The 19,973-nt window shown below is 68.7% G+C and carries 13 protein-coding genes; 7 read left to right on the top strand and 6 right to left on the bottom strand.

The window, feature by feature from the left end; all coding sequences use genetic code 11:
• Positions 1 to 318 precede the first annotated feature (318 nt).
• Positions 319 to 1,113 carry an ABC transporter substrate-binding protein gene (locus DIE12_RS18480; RefSeq protein WP_044849131.1) on the top strand — a complete coding sequence of 265 codons (795 nt, stop codon included), beginning with the start codon at positions 319 to 321 and terminating at the stop codon, positions 1,111 to 1,113.
• Positions 1,114 to 1,191: 78 nt separating this feature from the next.
• Here the strand turns inward: DIE12_RS18480 and DIE12_RS18475 are convergent, their stop codons facing one another.
• Together DIE12_RS18475 and cdpA are read right to left on the bottom strand one after the other, a co-directional pair.
• Positions 1,192 to 2,703: an HDOD domain-containing protein gene (locus tag DIE12_RS18475; RefSeq protein WP_124521331.1), complete on the bottom strand. Its 1,512-nt coding sequence runs from the start codon at positions 2,701 to 2,703 to the stop codon at positions 1,192 to 1,194.
• 27 nt (positions 2,704 to 2,730) lie between these two features.
• The gene (gene cdpA / locus DIE12_RS18470) at positions 2,731 to 4,470 is read right to left on the bottom strand and encodes a cyclic di-GMP phosphodiesterase CdpA (RefSeq protein ID WP_193759872.1); all 1,740 of its coding nucleotides are present in this window, start codon (positions 4,468 to 4,470) and stop codon (positions 2,731 to 2,733) included.
• Positions 4,471 to 4,749: 279 nt separating this feature from the next.
• Between cdpA and DIE12_RS18465 the strand changes: the two genes are divergently transcribed.
• Complete coding sequence (locus DIE12_RS18465; RefSeq protein ID WP_124521329.1) at positions 4,750 to 5,301, top strand: peroxiredoxin; 552 nt, start codon at positions 4,750 to 4,752, stop codon at positions 5,299 to 5,301.
• Positions 5,302 to 5,408: 107 nt separating this feature from the next.
• Here DIE12_RS18465 and DIE12_RS18460 read toward each other — a convergent pair whose 3' ends face one another.
• On the bottom strand, positions 5,409 to 6,038 hold the full coding sequence (locus DIE12_RS18460; RefSeq protein ID WP_124487395.1) for an SDR family oxidoreductase: 630 nt from the start codon (positions 6,036 to 6,038) through the stop codon (positions 5,409 to 5,411).
• A gap of 252 nt (positions 6,039 to 6,290) precedes the next feature.
• Between DIE12_RS18460 and DIE12_RS18455 the strand changes: the two genes are divergently transcribed.
• Positions 6,291 to 7,796 (top strand): NYN domain-containing protein, encoded by a 1,506-nt coding sequence (locus DIE12_RS18455; RefSeq protein ID WP_124487394.1) that lies wholly within the window; start codon positions 6,291 to 6,293, stop codon positions 7,794 to 7,796.
• A 104-nt stretch (positions 7,797 to 7,900) separates the two neighbouring features.
• On the opposite strand, the gene DIE12_RS18450 is transcribed toward DIE12_RS18455, so the two are convergent.
• Positions 7,901 to 8,284 carry a VOC family protein gene (locus DIE12_RS18450; RefSeq protein WP_409333458.1) on the bottom strand — a complete coding sequence of 128 codons (384 nt, stop codon included), beginning with the start codon at positions 8,282 to 8,284 and terminating at the stop codon, positions 7,901 to 7,903.
• A 276-nt stretch (positions 8,285 to 8,560) separates the two neighbouring features.
• Here DIE12_RS18450 and DIE12_RS18445 point away from each other — a divergent pair, with 276 nt between their 5' ends.
• The 4 genes from DIE12_RS18445 (at position 8,561) to DIE12_RS18430 (ending at position 13,366) form a co-directional block, all read left to right on the top strand.
• Positions 8,561 to 9,001, top strand: coding sequence for a (2Fe-2S)-binding protein (locus DIE12_RS18445; protein WP_124487393.1), 441 nt, complete (start codon positions 8,561 to 8,563; stop codon positions 8,999 to 9,001).
• Positions 8,985 to 11,189, top strand: coding sequence for a molybdopterin cofactor-binding domain-containing protein (locus DIE12_RS18440; RefSeq protein ID WP_124521327.1), 2,205 nt, complete (start codon positions 8,985 to 8,987; stop codon positions 11,187 to 11,189). The genes DIE12_RS18445 and DIE12_RS18440 overlap by 17 nt, the downstream gene beginning before the upstream one ends.
• An 88-nt stretch (positions 11,190 to 11,277) precedes the next feature.
• Entirely contained in the window at positions 11,278 to 12,372 is a 1,095-nt protein-coding gene (locus DIE12_RS18435) for a porin (protein WP_124487391.1), read from the top strand.
• A 31-nt stretch (positions 12,373 to 12,403) separates the two neighbouring features.
• Positions 12,404 to 13,366, top strand: coding sequence for an AraC family transcriptional regulator (locus tag DIE12_RS18430; protein ID WP_124487390.1), 963 nt, complete (start codon positions 12,404 to 12,406; stop codon positions 13,364 to 13,366).
• A 69-nt stretch (positions 13,367 to 13,435) separates the two neighbouring features.
• On the opposite strand, the gene DIE12_RS18425 is transcribed toward DIE12_RS18430, so the two are convergent.
• Positions 13,436 to 16,744, bottom strand: a complete 3,309-nt coding sequence (locus DIE12_RS18425; protein ID WP_124521325.1) for an efflux RND transporter permease subunit — start codon at positions 16,742 to 16,744, stop codon at positions 13,436 to 13,438.
• A gap of 104 nt (positions 16,745 to 16,848) precedes the next feature.
• The gene (locus tag DIE12_RS18420) at positions 16,849 to 19,968 is read right to left on the bottom strand and encodes an MdtB/MuxB family multidrug efflux RND transporter permease subunit (RefSeq protein ID WP_124521323.1); all 3,120 of its coding nucleotides are present in this window, start codon (positions 19,966 to 19,968) and stop codon (positions 16,849 to 16,851) included.
• Positions 19,969 to 19,973: the final 5 nt, after the last annotated feature.

Below are 19,973 nucleotides of genomic sequence, written 5' to 3'. Positions count from 1 at the left end.
ACGCGCATCGTCCGGCCGCATTTCCTTTTTTGCGATCGACGCCCGCATGCCGCGCGGATGGCCCGTGCGTCGCGCTTGCGTATTTGCGACATCGTCTTGCAAGTTCGACGGCGCATCCTGCCGTCATCGTGCACGCAGCGCAGCATCGCGGGCCGGCGGCCGCTTTGCCGTGCCGGGCCCCGCGGATTGGTACAATCGCGGCCTTGCGGCTGTTGCGCCGCATCAAGGCGCGGCATCGGCATTGGCGTCGTCATCCGACCCTGCGATGATGCATGCGCCCGTAGTTCCGGAACATTCGAGTATCGAGGAGAACACCTGATGAAGTTGGATTGGCGTAAAGTGGCCGCGCACGCGGTAGTGGCGGCATCGGCCGTGGCGGCAGGCAGCGCGATGGCAGCGGATCTGAAGGAGATCCGGTTCGGCGTCGAGGCCTCGTACGCGCCGTTCGAATACAAGACGCCCGACGGCAAGCTGACCGGCTTCGACATCGACATCGGCAACGCGGTGTGCGCGAAGCTGAAGACGAAGTGCGTGTGGGTCGAGAACGACTTCGACGGCCTGATCCCCGCGCTGCAGGCGCGCAAGTTCGACGCGATCAACTCGGACATGACGATCACCGACCAGCGCAAGCACGCGATCGCGTTCACCGATCCGATCTACACGATCCCGAACCAGCTGATCGCGAAGCAGGGCAGCGGCCTGCAGCCGACCCCGCAAGCACTGAAGGGCAAGCGCGTCGGCGTGCTGCAGGGCACGATCCAGGAAGCGTACGCGAAGAAGAAGTGGGCGCCGGCCGGCGTCGAAGTCGTGCCGTACCAGACGCAGGACCTCGCCTACGCCGACCTGAAGTCGGGCCGTCTCGACGCGGCGTTCCAGGATTCGGAGGCGGGCTCGAAGGGCTTCCTGTCGAAGCCGCAAGGCCAGGGCTTCGGCTTCGCCGGCGGCACGGTCAGCGATGCCGAGATCCTCGGTTCGGGCGTCGGCTTCGGTCTGCGCAAGAACGACGCGGCGCTGAAGACCGCGCTCGATCAGGCGCTGAAGGAACTGAAGGCCGACGGCACGATCGACAACCTCGCGAAGAAGTACTTCAGCGTGCCGGTCACGCTCAAGTAAGCATTTCGATCCGTCGTACCTGCAGCCGGCCGCTTTTGCGGCCGGTTTGCTTTTGGGGCGCCGCCCGCATCACGCCGATTACGCGGGAAAGAACCGCCCCAGTTCGCGCGCGAGTTCGTTGAGCACGCTCATCTCCTGCTGCGTGATCTTGCGCGCCGGCTGCGCGCCGGCCCAGTCGCCGTACAGCAGGCCGACCGTTTTCGCGCCGACGCGCACCGGCAGAAGCACGAACGCGCGCGTGTCCGGAAGCGCGTCGAGATACCACGCGGGCAGGCGCTTCACCATCTTCGGGTCCTGCGCCTGCTCGATGAAGATGCCGACCGAGTTCGTGATCGCGAGATGGAATACGTCCGGCTCGAAGCGCTCGTCGAAGCACAGCCGGTCGAGCGCCGCATCGACGCCCGGGCCGAAGCCGAGACGCGCGGCGAACGCGCCGTCTTCCCGGCGCACGAACATCACGGTGCGCGTGAACGCGAGGCCCGCGAGCAGGCTTTCCGACGCGAGCGCGAGCACCGGCGTCAGCACGTGCTCGGACGGCAGCGCGCGCAGGTCCGCGAGACCGGCCTCGAGGCATGCCTCGGGATCGGGCTGCGCCCGCGCGATCGCGTCGGCGTTCGCGCGCAACTCGACGATCTCGCGCATCACGGTGTCGCTCGCTTCCTCGGATGCGAGCCGGTCGGCGATCGCCACCAGCGCGTCGGCGTCGATGTCCAGCTCCTGGCTGTAGTGCTGCGCGAGCACCGCGATGTGCGCGTCGCGCTGCGGCCCCGCGGGCATCGCGAGCGCACCGGCGACATCGGTCGAGCAGCGGCTCACCGCGCGCAGCCAGCGTACGCGGCCGGGGCTGTCGTCGGCGCACGCGTCGCGGGAGCGCTGGCGATCGGCGTCGTCATCGTCCTCGTCGAGGCTCGCGGCATGCGCGGTACTGCCGTCGCCGTCGGCCATCCCGGCGCGGATCACGTCGGGCAGCCGCCAGTTCGCGGCGGCCTCGATACCGATCTCGTCGAAGCCGACGCCGAGCACGTCGATGCACGCGGCCGCATCGTCGCCGTCCAGCTCGGCGGCGCGACGGCGGATCCGGTCCCATTCGCTGTCGAGGTAGCAGACCACCAGCAGCTTGCCGACCTGGCGCATCAGCGTGCAGACGACGGCTTCCTCGCCGCCGCGCAGCTCCGCATGCTCGGTGAGCTTGCGCGCGACGCAGCCGGACAGCAGCGCGCGGTTCAGCTCGAGCTTCGCGTCGATGCGGCGCGGCGTGCTGTGGTGGAAGTGGTCCACGAGCTTCAGCCCGACGACCAGATGGCCGACCGTGTCCATGCCGAGCACCATCAGCGCCCGCGTGACGGTCGTGATGTTGCCGCCGAACGCCATGTACATCGCGGAATTGGCGAGCCGCAGGACTTTCTGCGTGAGCGCGAAATCCGACAGCACGACGCGCACGAGCGCGGTGAAGTCGAGGTCGTCGTTCTTCATCGCGGCCATCGTCGCGCGCAGCGACTCCGACAGCAGCGGGAAGTCGCCCCGTTCGTTCATCCGGGCCCACAGCTTGTCGAGCAGCGCCGTGCGGGGCAGGTGTGCGGTGATTGACATACGGATCTATCCGGTTCGCCGCGCGCGTCAGGCGGCGTGCAGGCGCAGCTGCTGCGCCTCGAAGCGCCGTGCGAGTTCCTCGGACGGCAGCGCCTGGCACACGAGCCAGCCCTGGATGTGGTTGCAGCCCATCTCGGTCAGCAGTTCGCGCTGTGCCTCGGTCTCGACGCCTTCCGCGACGAGTTCGAGATCGAGCGTCTGCGCGAGGCCGACCACCGCCGACACGATCGCGCGGTCGTTGCGCGACGTCAGCAGGTTCTCGACGAAGCTGCGGTCGATCTTCAGCTTCGCGAGCGGGAAGCGCTGCAGGTAGGCGAGGCTCGAATAGCCGGTGCCGAAATCGTCGATCGCGAAGCGGATGCCGAGCTCGGTCAGCTCCTCGAGCAGCCCCTTTGCCTGCACGGGGTCGTGCATCAGCAGGCTTTCGGTGATTTCCAGCACGATGCGGCGCGGATCGATGCCCGTCAGCGCGATCGCCTCGCGCACGCTCTGCGTGAAGCGCGGGTCGCGGAACTGCTGCGGCGACACGTTGACCGCCACGTACTGCAGCGCGAGCCCCTGGCGATCCCAGGCGACGAGCTGCATGCACGCGGCCTTGAGCACCCAGTTGCCGAGATAGTTGATCAGGCCGATCGATTCGGCGAGCGGAATGAAGGTCGCCGGCGGCACGAGGCCGTGCACCGGATGACGCCAGCGGATCAGCGCCTCGACGCCGTCCACCGCCCCCGACTGGCTGCGCGTGATCGGCTGGAAGTGGAGCGAGAACTCGCCGTTGCGCACGCCGTCGTACAGGTCGGCTTCGAGCTTGAGCCGCTCGGCGTCGGCCGGATCGTCGACCGGCGCGTGAAACGCGAGCGCGTTGCCGCCCGAGGCCTTCGCCTGCGCGAGGGCGTGGTCGGCGCGGCGCAGCAGCGGGCTGTGGTGCTGCGCGCGATGGGGCGCAGCCCGTTCGTCCGGGTACACGGCGATGCCGATGCTCGCGGACAGGTGGACGGTCTGCCCCTGGTACGCGTAAGGTTCGCGCACCGCGGCCTGCAGGCGGCGCGCGAGCGCGTCCGCGGCATTGCTCGCGTGTGCGCGGTCCGGTGCGGTGAGCACGACCGCGAACTTGTCGCTCGCGACACGCGCGAGCTGCTCGCCGGGCGCGACGAGCGCCTGCAGCCGCTGCGCGGTGTCGCGCAACAGCGTGTCGCCGGCGTCGTAGCCGAGCGCACGGTTGATGCGCTGGTAGTCGTCGAGGTCGAGCAGCAGCAGGGCGGCACAGGTGCCGCTTTCGTCGGCGGCCTGCTGGGCGCGCATCAGCGCCGGCACGAGTGCGGACAGGTTGCCGAGCCCCGTCATCGGGTCGTGGTGCATCTCGTACGTCAGGCGGGCCTCGAGCGCACGCCAGGCCGACACGTCGAACGCCGCGATCGCGAAGCCGTCGACGCCGTGGTGGCGGCTCTTGAACGCGCGGACCTCGACGTCGAGCGGATAGGTGAGCGACTTGACGATGCACATCGTCGCCTTCTCGACCTGGCCGGAGCGCGCGGCGCGTGCAAGCAGGCCTTCGAGCGTCGCGGTATCCTGTTCCGCGATCAGGTCGCGCAGCGTCAGCGTGTGCAGGTAGTCGCGGTGATAGCCGATGAAGCGCAGGCTCGCATCGGACACGTACAGGAAACGCAGCTCGCGGTCGACATGGGCGAGGAAGTCCACCGTGCCGACCGTCTGTTCCAGCCAGTTGCGCACGGTGTCGTCGCGGCGCGGCGCGCCGGCGCGCGCAGGCATCAGCGCGCCGCCCGACCAGGCGAAGCGGCGCAGCGTATGCAAGGCATTGCGCCAGGAGCCCTTGCGTGGCGTCTGTTTCCTGTTGGCTTCCATGTGTCTCGCTGACGTGAAGGGCTGGAACTGGTTGTCCGGAAGAAATAACGGCAGGCTGCGCAAAATCTTTAACCGGCCGGCCGCGGCTGGCACGGCCGCTGGACCGGGTCGCGCACATCGGCGTTCGACAGGCGAACGCCGATACGGCCTACATCGAGGCTGACTTTATAAGAAATGAGGACGCAGATGAAGCGAAAACTATGGGTGGGCGCCGCGGCGGCGCTGCTGGTGGCCGGCCATGCGCGGGTCGCGCAGGCGGAACTGAAGCCGGGCGCCGCGGCGCCCCCTTTCACGACGCAGGCGTCGCTGGGCGGCAAGACTTACACGTACTCGCTGGCCGATGCGCTGAAGCACGGGCCGGTCGTGCTGTACTTCTACCCGGCCGCGTTCACGAAGGGCTGCACCATCGAGGCGCATGCGTTCGCGGATGCGGTCGATCGTTACAAGGCTTACGGCGCGACGGTGATCGGCGTATCCGCGGACAACATCGACACGCTGACGAAGTTCTCGGTGAGCGAGTGCCGCAGCAAGTTCCCGGTCGCGGCCGATCCGGACGCGAAGATCATCCGCGAATACGACGCGAAGCTGCCCGCGCTCGATCGCGCGAACCGCGTGTCCTACGTGATTTCGCCGGAAGGGAAGGTGTTGTACCAATATACGAGCCTGTCGCCCGACAAGCATGTCGAGAACACGCTCGGCGCGGTGAAGGCGTGGGCCGACGCGCATCCGAAGCCGTAAGCAGCCATCCGCAGGCGGTCAGCCCGCCGTAAAGCGGCCCGCTTCGCGGGCCGCAGGCGCGATGACACGCGGCCGCCCCGTGGCGGCGCGGGCAGGCCGGGCAAGCGTCAGGCGCGCAATGCCTGTTCGATCGGCACGCTGCCGCCGACGAAGCCGATGACCTTGCGCGAAATGCCCAGCTTGATCGCCTCGATCGCGGCCCACGCGACATCCTGGCGCGACACCGGCGGCGCTGCGTCGAGCGGCTCCTCGGTCAGCGCGATCTTGCCGACGCCCGGGCCGTCCGCGAGCGGGCCGGGGCGCAGGATCACGTAATCGATGCCCGACGCGATCACGCGGTCGTCGCCTTCGCGCTTCATCTGCGAGTAGTGGCGCAGCGCGTCGCCGCTGCGCTCCGGCCAGTACGCGGTCAGCGAACTGATCACGACCAGCTTCTGCACGTTGTAGGCGAGCGCATGCTCGGCCGCGCGCGCGACCGCGTCGCGGTCGATCTGCTCCTCTTCGGCGGCGCCTTCCGATTCCGCCGAGCCGGCCGCGTAGATCACGTGCGTGATGCCCTGGAACGCGTGCGAGAAATCGCCCGTCAGATCGGCCTCGACGACCTTCGCGCCCGGCAGCGCATAGCCGTGCCGGCGCACCAGCGCAGTCACCTCGAATTCCGGCTGCTCCAGCAGCAGATCCGCGCAGGCCCGGCCGGTGCGGCCGGTCGCGCCAATCAGCAATACCTTCGTCGTCATGAAACCGCTCCTTGCTCGATGCGTCGTCCTTCCAGATAGGGACGGACGACCGATACTCAAGTGTATGTCGATCGGGGCGGCGGCGCTCGGGTAATTGGGGCTGTACCGCACCGAAACGGCCGGCGCGGCGCCCCGTCTCCGCGCGCTCGCGCGCACGGATCGCGGAATCGCCCCGCCGACCGGCTATCATGTGCGCGATGCATTTTTCGCCGCCAGGCAATACAACGCGGCGACCAACCGGTTGGAGTACACATGGCATTACCCCTGGACAACGTCAGCATGGCCGTATTCTGCGACTTCGAGAACGTCGCGCTCGGCGTGCGCGACGCGAAGTACGAGAAATTCGACATCAAGCCCGTCCTGGAGCGGCTGCTGCTGAAGGGCAGCATCGTCGTGAAGAAGGCGTATTGCGACTGGGAGCGCTACAAGGGCTTCAAGGCCTCGATGCACGAGGCGAGCTTCGAGCTGATCGAGATTCCGCACGTGCGCCAGTCGGGCAAGAATTCGGCCGACATCCGGCTCGTCGTGGACGCGCTCGATCTCTGCTACACGAAGTCGCACGTCGATACGTTCGTGATCATCAGCGGCGACTCGGATTTCTCGCCGCTCGTGTCGAAGCTGCGCGAGAACGCGAAGAAGGTGATCGGGGTCGGCGTGAAGAAGTCGACGTCGGACCTGCTGGTCGCGAACTGCGACGAATTCATTTTCTACGACGACCTGGTGCGCGAGCAGCAGCGCGCGCTGGCGAAGCGCGAACAGCAGCGCACCGGCAACGGCGGCGCGAAGCGCGCCGACGAGCCGTCGCGCAAGCCGGAACTGGAAGTGCGCCGCAGCGAGGCGATCGCGCTCGCGGTCGAGACGTTCGATGCGCTGGCGTCGGAGCGCGACGACGTCGGCAAGATCTGGGCGTCGGTGCTCAAGAGCGCGATCAAGCGCCGCAAGCCGGACTTCAACGAGTCGTATTACGGTTTCCGCGCATTCGGCAACCTGCTCGACGAAGCGCAGGCGCGCGGCCTGCTCGAGGTGGGACGCGACGACAAGTCGGGCGCGTTCGTGTCGCGGCCGCGCCAGTCCGCGGCGGCGGCCGAGCCGGTGGCGGCGGCGCGCGATACGGGCGGCGCCCAGCACGGTCACGGCGGGCGCCACGGGGAAGCCGCAACGGCCGAGCGCGAGCCGCGGCGCCGCGGGCAGCGGGCGGAAGCGGCTGTCGGCGAAAGCGTGCGGGCCGATGTCGACGAGGCGGACGTCGTCGACTTCGTGAACGAAGCGGCGCTCGTGCCGGCCGCGACGGCCGACGCGAATGAGGCGGCCGACACGCACGGTGACGCGAAGGATGGCCGCAAGCGCGCGCGCAAGACCGCGGCGAAGAAGGCAGGGGCGAAGAAGGCCGGCGTGAAGCAGGCGGGCGATGCGAAGGGGGCCGGCCGTCACACGGCGGCGAATCCGGACGAGGCCGCGCACGGCGGTGCGAAGCACGGTGGCGACAAGCATGCGGAAGGCAAGCATGCAGAAGCGACACATCGCGACGCGGAGCACGGCGAGGACCGGCACGTCGCGGCGCAGCACGCGGCGCCGACGGCCGGCGAGTACGGTGCCTCGGCGGCTGCCGCGCAGCCGTCGCACGAAGCCGCACCGACCGCCGAATCGACCGTTGAAGCGGCCGCCGACGCAGCAGCCGGCGCCAAGCCGAAGAAGCCGGCCCGCAAGACGGCGACCCGCGCGCGCCGTCCGCGCAAGACGGCTGCCGCCGCCGAGTAACGGAGTCAGCGGGCGTCAGAGGGCGTCCGGGCGGGACGGCGTCCGACCGAGGGCGCTGCCCGCGCCGCCGCGTCGGCCGGTGCAACACCGGCCGACGCGCTTCGTTATCCGTTCAGCACGTACGGCCGCGTCATCACCTCGAGGAAGTGACCGTCCGGATCGTCGAAATACACACCACGCCCGCCGTCATGGCGGTAGATCTCACCGGGCTGCCGCTTCGCCGGATCGGCCCAGTGCGGCAGGCCACGCGCGCGAATGCGCGCGAACACGCGGTCGAAGCCGGTCTCGTCGGTCAGGAACGCGTAGTGCTGGGCCGTGATCTCTCCCTCTTTTTCATAAAAATCGAGCGACACGCCGTTGTCGAGCCGGACGACCAGCATCGCGCCGAACGGCGTCGGCGCCGGCAGTTCCAGAAGTTCGGTGAGGAAGCGGCTCGATGCGTGCTTGTCGCGGCACCAGACGATCGTATGGTTCAGCTGGACGTTCATGGCGGGTCCCCGGGACGGGGCGCGAGGGTGGGCATGGACACACGATAGTCGATCACCGCCGGCGTGCAAGCCGGATGGGCGGCGAGCGCGGCGGCCACGACGGCGGCTGGTGCGGCGGCCATCAGCGAATCGTCGTCTGCAACGATCTGGACGATCGGCTACTTTTTCGGGAGCAAAGGTCATTGGCGTGGCTTTTTGCGCCGCCAAGAATCCCTGTCAACCATCGCCGCCATCCGCCGGATGACGAACCGGCGATGCGCAACAGGGAGACAGACGATGCGCTTCACGCTGAACGGCCAGCCGTTCGATTTCGACGGCGATCCCGATACGCCGCTGCTGTGGGTCATACGCGACACGGCCCGGCTCACCGGCACCAAATACGGCTGCGGCATCGGCGCGTGCGGTGCCTGCACCGTGCATCTCGACGGCGAGGCCGCACGCTCGTGCGTGCTGCCGGCCGCGAGCGTCGCGGGTCGCGCGGTCACGACGATCGAGGGGCTGTCGCACGATCGCTCACACCCGGTGCAGCGCGCGTGGATCGAGAAGGACGTGCCGCAGTGTGGCTACTGCCAGTCGGGGATGGTGATGGCCACCGCCGCGCTGCTCGCGCGGCATCGCAAGCCGACCGACGCGCAGATCGACCAGGCCGTCACGAACCTGTGCCGCTGCGCGACCTATCAACGCATTCGCGAGGCCATCCATGTCGCGGCCGGCTGACGCGCTGCGGGTGCGGCACACGCCGAATGCATCGCGGCGCGTATTCCTGAAGGGCGGCGTCGCGCTGGCGGGCAGCCTGCTGCTGCCGCTCGCGATCGGCGACGTCGTGCAGGCGGCCGGCGACGGCGCACGCTTTCGCGAGATCAACGACTGGGTGCGCGTCGACGCTGACGGCACGACGATCATCGGCCTGTCGCAAGCCGAAGTCGGGCAGGGCGTCTACACGGGGCTGCCGCAGGTGCTCGCCGACGAGATGGATGCTGACTGGCGCAGCGTGACGATCGAATTCGTCACGGGGCGCGACGCGTACCGGATCGACGCCGCGAACGAGGCGCCGCAGCAGTTCGTCGGCGCATCGATGTCGGCGACGATGTTCTACACGCGGCTGCGCATCGCGGGCGCGCAGGCGCGCTCGGCGTTCCTGCGGGCCGGTGCCGCGCGGCTCGGCGTGCGCGACACGCAGTGCGTGACGCGCGACGGCCGTGTCATCCATGCGCCGAGCGGCCGGTCGCTGTCATATGGCGAACTCGTCGATGCCGCCGCGAAGCTGCCGCACGACCCGCAGCCGCGCCTGAAGCCGGAATCCGCGCACACGCTGATCGGTCGTCCGCTGCACAAGCTCGACGTGCCCGCGAAAGTCGACGGCAGCGCGATCTACGGCATCGACGTGCAGGTGCCCGATATGCTGGTCGGCGCGCTGGCGATGGCGCCGACGCTGAACGGCCGGCCGACGGCCGTGAACAATCGCGATGCGTTGCGTGCGATGCCCGGCGTCGCGGACGTCGTGCTCGCGAAGGACGCGGTGATCGTTGTCGCGCATACCTACTGGCAGGCGAAGAAGGCGTGCGATGCGGCGGACATCGTGTGGGATGCGGGCCCGACGCCGGCGTTCGACAGCGCGACGATTCTCGCGCAGTGCAAGGGCGCGCTGCAGGCGGAGCACGCGGCGGTCGCGACGACGATCGGCGAGCCCGCTCGCCGGCTCGCCGAGGCCGGCACGCTCGTCGAAGCCGACTACCACACGCCGTACATCGTTCACGCGACGATGGAGCCCGTCAACGCGACCGTGCACGTGCGGGCGGACGAGATCGTGGTGTGGGGGCCGATCCAGGGGCAGGACAAGGTGCGCTGGGCGCTGTCGGCGCTGTTCGGCATGCCGGCCGAGCGCATCATCGTCAACACGACGTTTCTCGGCGGCAGCTTCGGCCGCAAGTACGTGCCCGATTTCGTCGTGCATGCGGCCGTCGCGTCGAAAGCGGTGGGGCGGCCGGTGAAGGTGATCCGCTCGCGCGAGGACGATATCCGTCACGGCTTCTATCGGCCGTGCGCGTCTGCGCGGTTGCGCGCCGCGCTCGGTAGCGACGGGCTGCCGGTCGCGCTGCATGCGCGCGTCGCCGGCCACTCGCTGTATGCGGCGATCAAGCGCGACCGCTACGAGAAGGCGGGTGGCTGGGACGAGACGATGCTCGACGGCTTGTACGACCTTTGCTACGACGTGCCGAACCTGCTGGTCGACTCGGTCACGGTGATGCAGCCGATTCCGGTCAGCTTCATGCGCAGCGTCGGCAGCACGTCGACGGTGTTTTTCCTCGAGAGCTTTGTAAACGAACTCGCGCACACGGCGCGGGCCGACCCCGTGCGATACCGGCGCGCGTTGCTCAAGCACGACCCGCTCGCGCTGCGCGTGCTCGACGCGACGGCCGCGCGCGCGAACTGGTTCGGCCGCGCGCCGGCCGGCCTGTCGCGCGGCGTCGCGTATTCGTTGTACACGGGGCGCGGCGGCGCGTTCCGCACGTACGTCGCGACGATCGCCGAGGTGCGCGTGACGGGCGGCAACGTGAAGCTCGAGCGGATCGTGTGCGGGATCGACTGCGGCCGCGCGATCAATCCGCTGCTGATTCGCGAGATGGTCGAAGGCGGCGTCGGCTTCGCGCTGACCAATACGTTCCGAAGCGAGATCACGTTCGCGCACGGCGCGGTCGTGCAGCGCAATTTCGCGGACTACCCGCTGCTCGGTCTGGCCGCGATGCCGAAGATCGACGTCGTGATCGTCGACAGCGATCGCGACCCGCAAGGCTGCGGCGAAGTCGCGTTGCCGCCGGTCGCACCGGCCGTCGCCGACGCGATCTGGCATGCGACCGGCGAGCGGCCGCGCTCGATGCCGTTCGCCACGCCGCTCGTGACCTGAGCTTTCCGGTGTTCCCCCAAGGCCGGCGGCGTGCGATGCGACGCCGGTCAATATCAAGCATAACTACACGACTGGTCTGGAGAATTCCATGAAAACCTTCCGCACGGCCGCGACGGCCGTTTCGTTCGCGGCGGCCGCCGCTGCCGTGTCGCCGGGCGCGCATGCGCAGAGCAGCGTGACGCTGTACGGCATCGTCGATACCGGCGTCCAGTACTACAACAACGCGGCGGGCGGCGGCTCGGTCGCCGGCATGCCGTCGCTGACCGGCGAGGTGCCGTCGCGCTTCGGGTTGCGCGGCGTCGAGGATCTCGGCGGCGGCTATCGCGTGTTCTTCGTGCTCGAGAACGGCTTCGCGCTGAACTCGGGCGCGCTGAACTACGGCGGCCGGCTCTTCGGCCGGCAGGCGAACGTCGGCATCGAATCGCCGTACGGGGCGCTCACCCTCGGGCGGCAGATGAACATGTCGATGCTGGTGCTGCTGAACGCCGACGTGATCGGCCCGTCGATTCATTCGATGGCGAGCTTCGACAGCTATCTGCCGAACGCGCGCAGCGACAACGCGGTCGGCTATCTCGGCCACTTCGGCGGCCTGACGCTCGGCGGCACCTACAGCACCGGGCGCGACGGCGCGGGCCCGGCCGGCCCGTCGGCCACGAACTGCGCGGGCAACGTGGCGGGCGATCCGGTCGCCTGCCGCCAGTACACGATGATGGTCGCGTACGACGCGCCGCAGTTCGGCGCGGCCGCTTCGTACGACGTGATGCACGGCGGCGCGGGTGCGTCGGCGCCGCTGTCGAGCCCCGGCTATACGGACACGCGCACGATCGTCGACGCGTACGTGAAATTCGGCATCGCGAAACTCGGCGCGGGCTGGATCCGCCGTAACACGGCGGCCGCGACGCACAGCCAGTCGGACATCTTCTTCGCGGGCGGCACGGTCTACGCGACGCCGGCGCTATCGTTCGACGCACAGGCGGTGCGCTACCTGCTGCGCGGCCGCTACGACTCGAACCTGTTCGTCGCGCGCGCCAATTACAGCCTGTCGAAGCGTACGATGCTCTATACGTCGGTCGGCTATATGACGAACAGCGCACTCGGCACGTCGGCGGTGGCGGCCGGCGGCACCGTCGGCGCCGGCCGGAACCAGGTCGGCGTGATGGCGGGCATCCAGCAGCGCTTTTGAGCCGGCGGCACGCACCACGGAGACTCCGACGATGACGACTGATCTTCTCAGCGACGTGCTGGCCGATCTGCGGGCCGATGCGGTCGTCACCGGGCGCTTCACGTTGAGCGCACCGTGGGCGATCCGCAAGCCGGCCGTCGCGGGCGCACCGTTTCGCACCTGCGCGGGCAGCCCGTTCTTCCTCTCGGTCGCCGGTGCCGCGCCCGTGCACGTGGGGCCGGGCGACTTCGTGCTGCTGCCGCACGGCGACGAGCACGTGATGGCGTCGTCGCTCGACGAGCCACCGGTGCCGTTCGATACGTTGATGGCGGACAAGGGCATCCGGCCGCGCTTCGACACGCCGCTCGAATTTGCCGCGGGCGGCGGCGGCGCGACCAGCGACCTCTATACCGGGATCGTCATTTATCGCGACCTCGTGCGCAGCCCGCTGTTATCCGTGCTGCCGCCACTGATCCACGTCCGCGCGAACGACGCGGCCGTCGCGCCCTGGCTCGCGAGCACGCTGCAGAGCTTCATCGAGGAGTCGATGGCGTGCCAGCCCGGCTGGGCCGTCGCCGCGACGCGTCTCGCCGACGTGCTGTTCGTGCAGCTGTTGCGCGCGCACCTGCAGTCGTCGGCAAATCATACGGGCTGGCTGCGCGGCCTGACCGATCCGCAGATCGGCCGTGCGATGGCGCTGATGCACCGCGACCCGCGCCGCAACTGGCAGCTCGCGAGTCTCGCGGCCGAGGCCGGCATGTCGCGCTCGCGCTTTTGCGCGCGTTTTGCGGAACTGGTCGGCGAGACGCCGATCGTCCACCTGACCGCCTACCGGATGTATCTGGCGAGCGGCGAGCTCGCGCACGGCAAGCTGCGGCTGATCGAGGTCGCCGAGCGGGTCGGCTACACGTCGGAGAAGGCATTTGCGCGCGCGTTTCATCGCTGGTCGGGAATGGCGCCGCGCCGCTATGCGCGCAACGCAAAGGATCTGTATGACCTCGCGCGACATGGATGACGGCTCGTCGCGCTATCGCGAGCCCGCGCTTGCGCGCAGGCTCGCGATTCTCGAAGCGGCCGCGTGCCGTTACTCCCCGGCCACCGCCGGTCCGCCCGAATTGCCGCGGCGGTTGCGGCGCTTTTCGCCCCACACGCGGAACCGGTCCATGTACAGATAGACGACCGGCGTCGTATAGAGCGTCAGCACCTGCGACATGATCAGGCCGCCGGCGATCGCGATCCCGAGCGGCGCGCGCAGCTCGGCGCCGTCGCCGTGGCCGAACGCGAGCGGCAGCGCGCCGAGGAGTGCCGCCATCGTGGTCATCATGATCGGCCGGAAGCGCAGCAGGCACGCCTCGTGGATCGCATCGAACGACGATTTGTTGCCGTTGCGCGTCTGGTCGATCGCGAAGTCGACCATCATGATCGCGTTCTTCTTCACGATACCGATCAGCAGGATCACGCCGATCAGCGCGATGATGCTGAACTCGGTCTTGAACAGCAGCAGCGCGAGGAGGGCGCCGACGCCGGCCGACGGCAGCGTCGACAGGATCGTGATCGGGTGGATGTAGCTCTCGTACAGGATCCCGAGCACGATGTAGACGGCCAGCAGCGCCGCGAGAATCAGGATCGGCTGGTTGTTCAGCGACTGCTGGAACGCCTGCGCGGTGCCCTGGAAGCTGCCGACGATCGTCGGCGGCACGCCGATCTGCGCCATCGTCTGGTAGATCACCTGGGTCGCCTGCGACAGCGACACGCCCGGCGGCAGGTTGAACGAGATCGTCGTCGCGACGAACAGCCCCTGGTGGTTGATCGACAGCGGCGTCGTGCTCGGGCCGAAGGTCGCGATCGCGGACAGCGGAATCATCGTCGACTTCGACGTCGACACCGCCGCGCCCGACGACGCGCTCGACTTGCCGCTCGACGCGATCGAGTTCAGCGCCTGGTTGCGCGCGGAATCGGACGCGATCGCCGCGGCGCTCGTCGCGGCCGTGCCGGCGCTCGACGTGCCGGCCGAGGTCGCGACGAAGGTGCCGGCCGCGGCGTTGGTGGTCTGCGAGCCGTTCGCGCTGCCGCCCGACGTGCTGATCCACACCTGGTTCAGCATCTCCGGGCTCTGCCAGTATTTCGGCGCGACCTCCATCACCACGTGGTACTGGTTCAGCGGGTTGTAGATCGTCGAGACCTGGCGCTGGCCGAACGCGTCGTACAGCGTGTTGTCGATCTGCGCGGGCTTGATGCCGAGCCGCGCGGCGCTCGCGCGGTCGATCGTCACCATCGCCTCGAGGCCGCCTTGCTGCTGGTCGGAGTTCACGTCGGTCAGCTCGGCGCGCTTTTGCAGCGCCTCGGTCAGGAGCGGCGCCCACTTGTACAGCTCGGCGCTCGAATCGCCGAGCAGCGTGAACTGGTACTGCGCGCTGCTTTGCCGGCCGCCGACGCGGATGTCCTGCGCGGCCTGCAGGAACGTGCGCGCGCCCGCGACGTCCGACAGCGGCCTGCGCAGCTGCTGGATCACCTGGTCGGCCGACAGCTTGCGCTCGGCGCGGTCCTTCAGCGTGACGAACATGAAGCCCGAGTTGGTCTGCGTGCCGCCGGTGAAGCCCGCGACGCTCTTCACGTTCGGGTTCGCCTGCACGATCCGCATCATCTCGGCGAACTTCAGCTTCATCGCCTGGAACGAGGTCGACTGGTCGGCCTGGATGCCGCCGATCATCAGCCCGGTGTCCTGCTGCGGGAAGAAGCCCTTCGGCACGATGATGTACAGGTAGACGTTCAGCCCGATCGTCGCGAACAGGATCAGCAGCACCAGCAGCGGGCGGCGCAGCGCCCACGACAGCGAGCGTTCGTAGCCGCGCTGCATCCGCGTGAAGAAGCGCTCGAGGAAGCGGCCGAGGCGGCCTTCCTCCTGCACCTCGTGAGATTCGCGCAGCAGCCGCGCGCACATCATCGGCGTGACGGTGAGCGACACCGCGAGCGACACGCCGATCGCAAGCGACAGCGTCAGCGCGAACTCGCGGAACAGCCGCCCGACGATGCCGCCCATCAGCAGGATCGGCAGGAACACCGCGACGAGCGAGATGCTCATCGACAGCACCGTGAAGCCGACCTCGCGCGCGCCGTCGAACGCAGCCTGCAACCTCGGCTTGCCGTTCTCGATGTGGCGCGTGATGTTCTCGAGCACGACGATCGCATCGTCGACGACGAAGCCGGTCGCGACGATCAGCGCCATCAGCGACAGGTTGTCGATCGAGAAGCCGAGCAGGTACATCGCGCCGAACGTGCCGATGATCGAGATCGGCACCGCGACGCTCGGGATCAGCGTCGCGCGCCAGTTGCGCAGGAACAGGAACACGACCATCACGACCAGGCTGACCGCGATCAGGAGCGTGTGCTCGGTGTCCTTCAGCGACGCGCGGATCGTCGTCGAACGGTCGAGCACCGGCGTGACCGTGATGTCGGCCGGCAGCGACGCGGTGAGCTGCGGCAGCGCCGCGCGCACGCGGTCGATCGTCTCGATGATGTTCGCGCCGGGCGAGCGGTAGAGGATCACGAGCACCGCGCGCTTGCCGTTCGACAAACCGAGGTTGCGCAGGTCCTCGACGCCGTCCACGACCTCGGACAGGTCGGACAGCCGCACGGCCGCGCCTTTGCGGTAAGCGACGACGAGGTCGCTGTACTGCGACGCCTGCGACGCCTGGTCGTTCGTATAGAGCTGGTAGTGCTTCGGGCCGAACTCGATCGCGCCCTTCGGGCTGTTGGCGTTTGCGGACGCGAGCGCGGCCCGCACGTCCTCGAGGCCGATGCCGTAGTGGAACAGCGCGTGCGGCTCGAGCTCGACGCGCACGGCCGGGTTCGCGGAGCCGCTCACCGACACCTGGCCGATCCCGTCGATCTGCGACAGCGACTGCTGCAGCACCGTCGACGCGGCGTCGTACAGTTTCGCGGGCGACGACGTTTCCGACGTGAGCGACACGATCATGATCGGCGAGTCGGCCGGGTTGACCTTGCGGTACGTCGGGTTGCTCCTGAGCGACGCGGGCAGGTCGGCGCGCGCCGCGTTGATCGCGGCCTGCACGTCGCGCGCGGCGCCGTCGATGTCGCGGTTCAGCCCGAACTGCAGGGTAATCCGCGCGTTGCCGACGGTACTGGTCGACGTCATTTCGCTGACGTCGGCGATCGAGCCGAGGTGCCGCTCGAGCGGGCTCGTCACGCTGGTCGCGACCGTCTCGGGGCTCGCGCCGGGCAGCGACGCCTGCACCGAGATGGTCGGGAAGTCGACCTGCGGCAGCGGCGACACCGGCAGCCTGATGAACGCGAACAGGCCCGCGAGCGCGACGCCGAGCGCGAGCAGCGTCGTCGCGACGGGGCGGGTGATGAAGGGGCGCGACAGGTTCATGTTGGCACTCGCTGGGCGGCCGCGTGTTCCGACGGATGCGTTTTCGGGAGATGGGGGGGCTGCGCCCCCCCACGCGAACGAAGTGAGCGTGGGGGGCGGTTCATTTACGCACCCGTGTGCTTGCCGGCATCGGCGCCGGGGCCGTGCCGCTCGAACCAGCCGCGCACGCGGCGCGCGAGGCTGTCGAAGCCGAGGTAGATCACCGGCGTCGTGAACAGCGTCAGCACCTGCGACACGATCAGGCCGCCCGCGATCGCGATCCCGAGCGGCTGGCGCAGCTCGGAGCCCGCACCCGCGCCGACGATCAGCGGCACCGCGCCGAGCAGCGCGGCGAGCGTCGTCATCAGGATCGGCCGGAAGCGCAGCAGGCACGCCTGGTAGATCGCCTCGCGCGGCGGCTTGCCTTCGACCCGCTCGGCTTCGAGCGCGAAGTCGATCATCATGATCGCGTTCTTCTTCACGATGCCGATCAGCAGCACGATCCCGATGATCCCGATGATGTCGAGGTCGTGCCCGGTGATCATCAGCGCAAGCAGCGCGCCGACGCCGGCCGACGGCAGCGTCGACAGGATCGTGATCGGATGGATGTAGCTCTCGTAGAGCACGCCGAGCACGATGTACATCGTGACGACCGCCGCGAGGATCAGGAACAGCTGGTTCGACAGCGACGCCTGGAACGCGAGCGCGGCGCCCTGGAAGCGCGTCTGGAACGAGCCGGGCAGGCCGATGTCCTGCTCGGCGGCGCCGATCGCCTTCACGGCCTCGCCGAGCGACGCGCCCGGCGCGAGGTTGAACGAGATCGTCGTCGACGGGAACTGCGACAGGTGCGCGACGAGCAGCGGCGACGGCCGCTCGTGGAACGACGCGATCGACGACAGCGGCACCTGGCCGCCGCCCGCGGACGGCAGGTAGATGTCGCTCAGCGATTCGGCGTAATGCTGCTCCTTCGGCTCCGACTCGAGAATCACGCGATACTGGTTCGACTGCGTGAAGATGGTCGACACGATGCGCTGGCCGAACGCGTCGTACAGCGCGTTGTCGACGGTCGCCGGCGTGATGCCGAAGCGCGCGGCGCTCGCGCGGTCGATCTCGATGTAGACCGACTGGCCGTTGCTCTGCAGGTCGGTCGCGACGTCGGCGAGCGACGGCTCCTTCTGCAGCCGCGTGACGAGCTTCGGCACCCAGGTCGCGAACTCGTCCGGGTTCGGGCTCGTCAGCATGAACTGGTACTGCGTCGGGCTCACGGTCGAGTCGATCGTCAGGTCCTGCACCGACTGCATGAACAGCGAGATGCCGGTCACGTTCGCGACACGCTGCTGCAGGTCGCGGATGATCTGCGCGCACGATTCGGAGCGGGCGTCGCGCGCCTTCAGGTTGATCAGCATCCGGCCGCTGTTCAGCGTGATGTTGCTGCCGTCGACGCCGATGAACGACGTGAGGCTCGCGACGTTCGGATCCTTCAGGATCTCGGCCGCGAGCGCCTGCTGGCGTTCGGCCATCGCGCCGTACGAGATCGACTGCGGCGCCTGCGTGATCGCCTGGATCACGCCGGTATCCTGCGCGGGGAAGAAGCCCTTCGGTATGAACACGTAGAGCAGGCCGGTCAGCACGAGCGTCAGCACCGCGACGACGAGCGTCGAGCGCTGGCGGTTCAGCACCCATTCGAGCGCGACCCCGTAGCGTGCGATCACCCAGTCGATCGCGCGGTGCACGCGCGCCTCGAAGCGGTGGCTCTCCGGCGGCGGCGAATGGCGCAGCAGCTTCGCGCACATCATCGGCACGAGCGTGAGCGACACGATCGCCGAGATCACGATCGTCACCGCGAGCGTGATCGCGAACTCGTGGAACAGGCGGCCGACCACGTCGCCCATGAACAGCAGCGGGATCAGCACCGCGATCAGCGACACCGTCAGCGAGATGATCGTGAAGCCGATCTGTCTCGAGCCCTTCAGCGCGGCCTCGAGGCCCGTGTCGCCTTCCTCGACGTAGCGCGCGATGTTCTCGATCATCACGATCGCGTCGTCGACGACGAAGCCGGTCGCGATGGTGAGCGCCATCAGCGACAGGTTGTTCAGCGAGAAGCCGGCCATGTACATCACCGCGAGCGTGCCGATCAGCGACAGCGGCACCGACAGGCTCGGGATGATGGTCGCGTAGACGTTCGCGAGGAACAGGTACATCACCAGCACGACCAGCGCGACCGCGAGCAGCAGCTCGAACTGCACGTCGCGCACGGCGGCGCGGATCATCGTCGTGCGGTCGGTGACGATCTGCACGTCGAGCGCTGCGGGCAGCGTCTCCTGCAGCTTCGGCAGCTGCGCCTTGATCGCGTCGACGGTCGCGATCACGTTCGCGCCCGGCTGGCGCTGCACGTTCAGGATGATCGCGGGCTCCGCATTGACCCACGCGCCCAGCTTGGTGTTCTCGGAGCCGGCGACGATCTTCGCGACGTCGGTCAGCATCACCGGGCGGCCGCTCTTGTAGGCGACGACCGCGTCGTTGTATTGATCGGCGCTGGTGAGCTGGTCGTTCGCGTTGATCGTGTACGCGCGCGTCGGGCCGTCGAAGTTGCCCTTCGGCGTGTTCACGTTCAGGTTCGAGATCGTCGTGCGCAGGTCGTCGAGGTTCATCCCGTACTGCGCGAGCGCGGTCGGGTTCGCCTGGATCCGCACGGCCGGCCGGTTGCCGCCCGACAGGCTGACGAGGCCGACGCCCGCGATCTGCGAGATCTTCATCGCGAGACGCGTGTCGGTCAGGTCCTGCACCTGGGTGAGCGGCAGGGTCTTCGACGTGATCGCGAGGGTCAGCACCGGCGCGTCGGCCGGGTTGACCTTCGCGTAGATCGGCGGGGCAGGGAGGTCGGACGGCAGCAGGTTGCCGGCCGCGTTGATCGCGGCCTGCACTTCCTGTTCGGCGATGTCGAGCGGCAGGTCGAGCGAGAACTGCAGCGTGATCACCGACGCGCCGGCCGAGCTTTGCGACGACATCTGGTTCAGCGACGGCATCTGGCCGAACTGCCGCTCCAGCGGCGCGGTGACCGCCGACGTCATCACCTCCGGGCTCGCGCCCGGATAGAAGGTCTGGACCTGGATCGTCGGGTAGTCGACCTCGGGCAGGGCGGCGAGCGGCAGGAAGCGCAGCGCGACGAGACCGGCCAGCATGATCGCCGCCATCAGGAGGGCGGTGCCGACCGGCCGGAGAATGAAGAGGCGGGAGGGATTCATCGAGC

Source organism: Burkholderia sp. Bp9015, from assembly GCF_003853505.1.
Classification (GTDB): domain Bacteria; phylum Pseudomonadota; class Gammaproteobacteria; order Burkholderiales; family Burkholderiaceae; genus Burkholderia.
This window is presented reverse-complemented; position numbering and strand designations above follow the sequence as displayed.

Bases quoted from the DNA above. Each gene is read 5' to 3' on its own strand.
- DIE12_RS18445 (WP_124487393.1), top strand. From the start codon at position 8,561: ATGCGCTTCACGCTGAACGGCCAGCCGTTCGATTTCGACGGCGATCCC.
- cdpA (WP_193759872.1), bottom strand. From the start codon at position 4,470: ATGCCTGCGCGCGCCGGCGCGCCGCGCCGCGACGACACCGTGCGCAAC.
- DIE12_RS18440 (WP_124521327.1), top strand. From the start codon at position 8,985: ATGTCGCGGCCGGCTGACGCGCTGCGGGTGCGGCACACGCCGAATGCA.
- DIE12_RS18480 (WP_044849131.1), top strand. From the start codon at position 319: ATGAAGTTGGATTGGCGTAAAGTGGCCGCGCACGCGGTAGTGGCGGCA.
- DIE12_RS18435 (WP_124487391.1), top strand. From the start codon at position 11,278: ATGAAAACCTTCCGCACGGCCGCGACGGCCGTTTCGTTCGCGGCGGCC.
- DIE12_RS18475 (WP_124521331.1), bottom strand. From the start codon at position 2,703: ATGTCAATCACCGCACACCTGCCCCGCACGGCGCTGCTCGACAAGCTG.
- DIE12_RS18425 (WP_124521325.1), bottom strand. From the start codon at position 16,744: ATGAACCTGTCGCGCCCCTTCATCACCCGCCCCGTCGCGACGACGCTG.
- DIE12_RS18460 (WP_124487395.1), bottom strand. From the start codon at position 6,038: ATGACGACGAAGGTATTGCTGATTGGCGCGACCGGCCGCACCGGCCGG.
- DIE12_RS18430 (WP_124487390.1), top strand. From the start codon at position 12,404: ATGACGACTGATCTTCTCAGCGACGTGCTGGCCGATCTGCGGGCCGAT.
- DIE12_RS18420 (WP_124521323.1), bottom strand. From the start codon at position 19,968: ATGAATCCCTCCCGCCTCTTCATTCTCCGGCCGGTCGGCACCGCCCTC.
- DIE12_RS18450 (WP_409333458.1), bottom strand. From the start codon at position 8,284: ATGAACGTCCAGCTGAACCATACGATCGTCTGGTGCCGCGACAAGCAC.
- DIE12_RS18465 (WP_124521329.1), top strand. From the start codon at position 4,750: ATGAAGCGAAAACTATGGGTGGGCGCCGCGGCGGCGCTGCTGGTGGCC.
- DIE12_RS18455 (WP_124487394.1), top strand. From the start codon at position 6,291: ATGGCATTACCCCTGGACAACGTCAGCATGGCCGTATTCTGCGACTTC.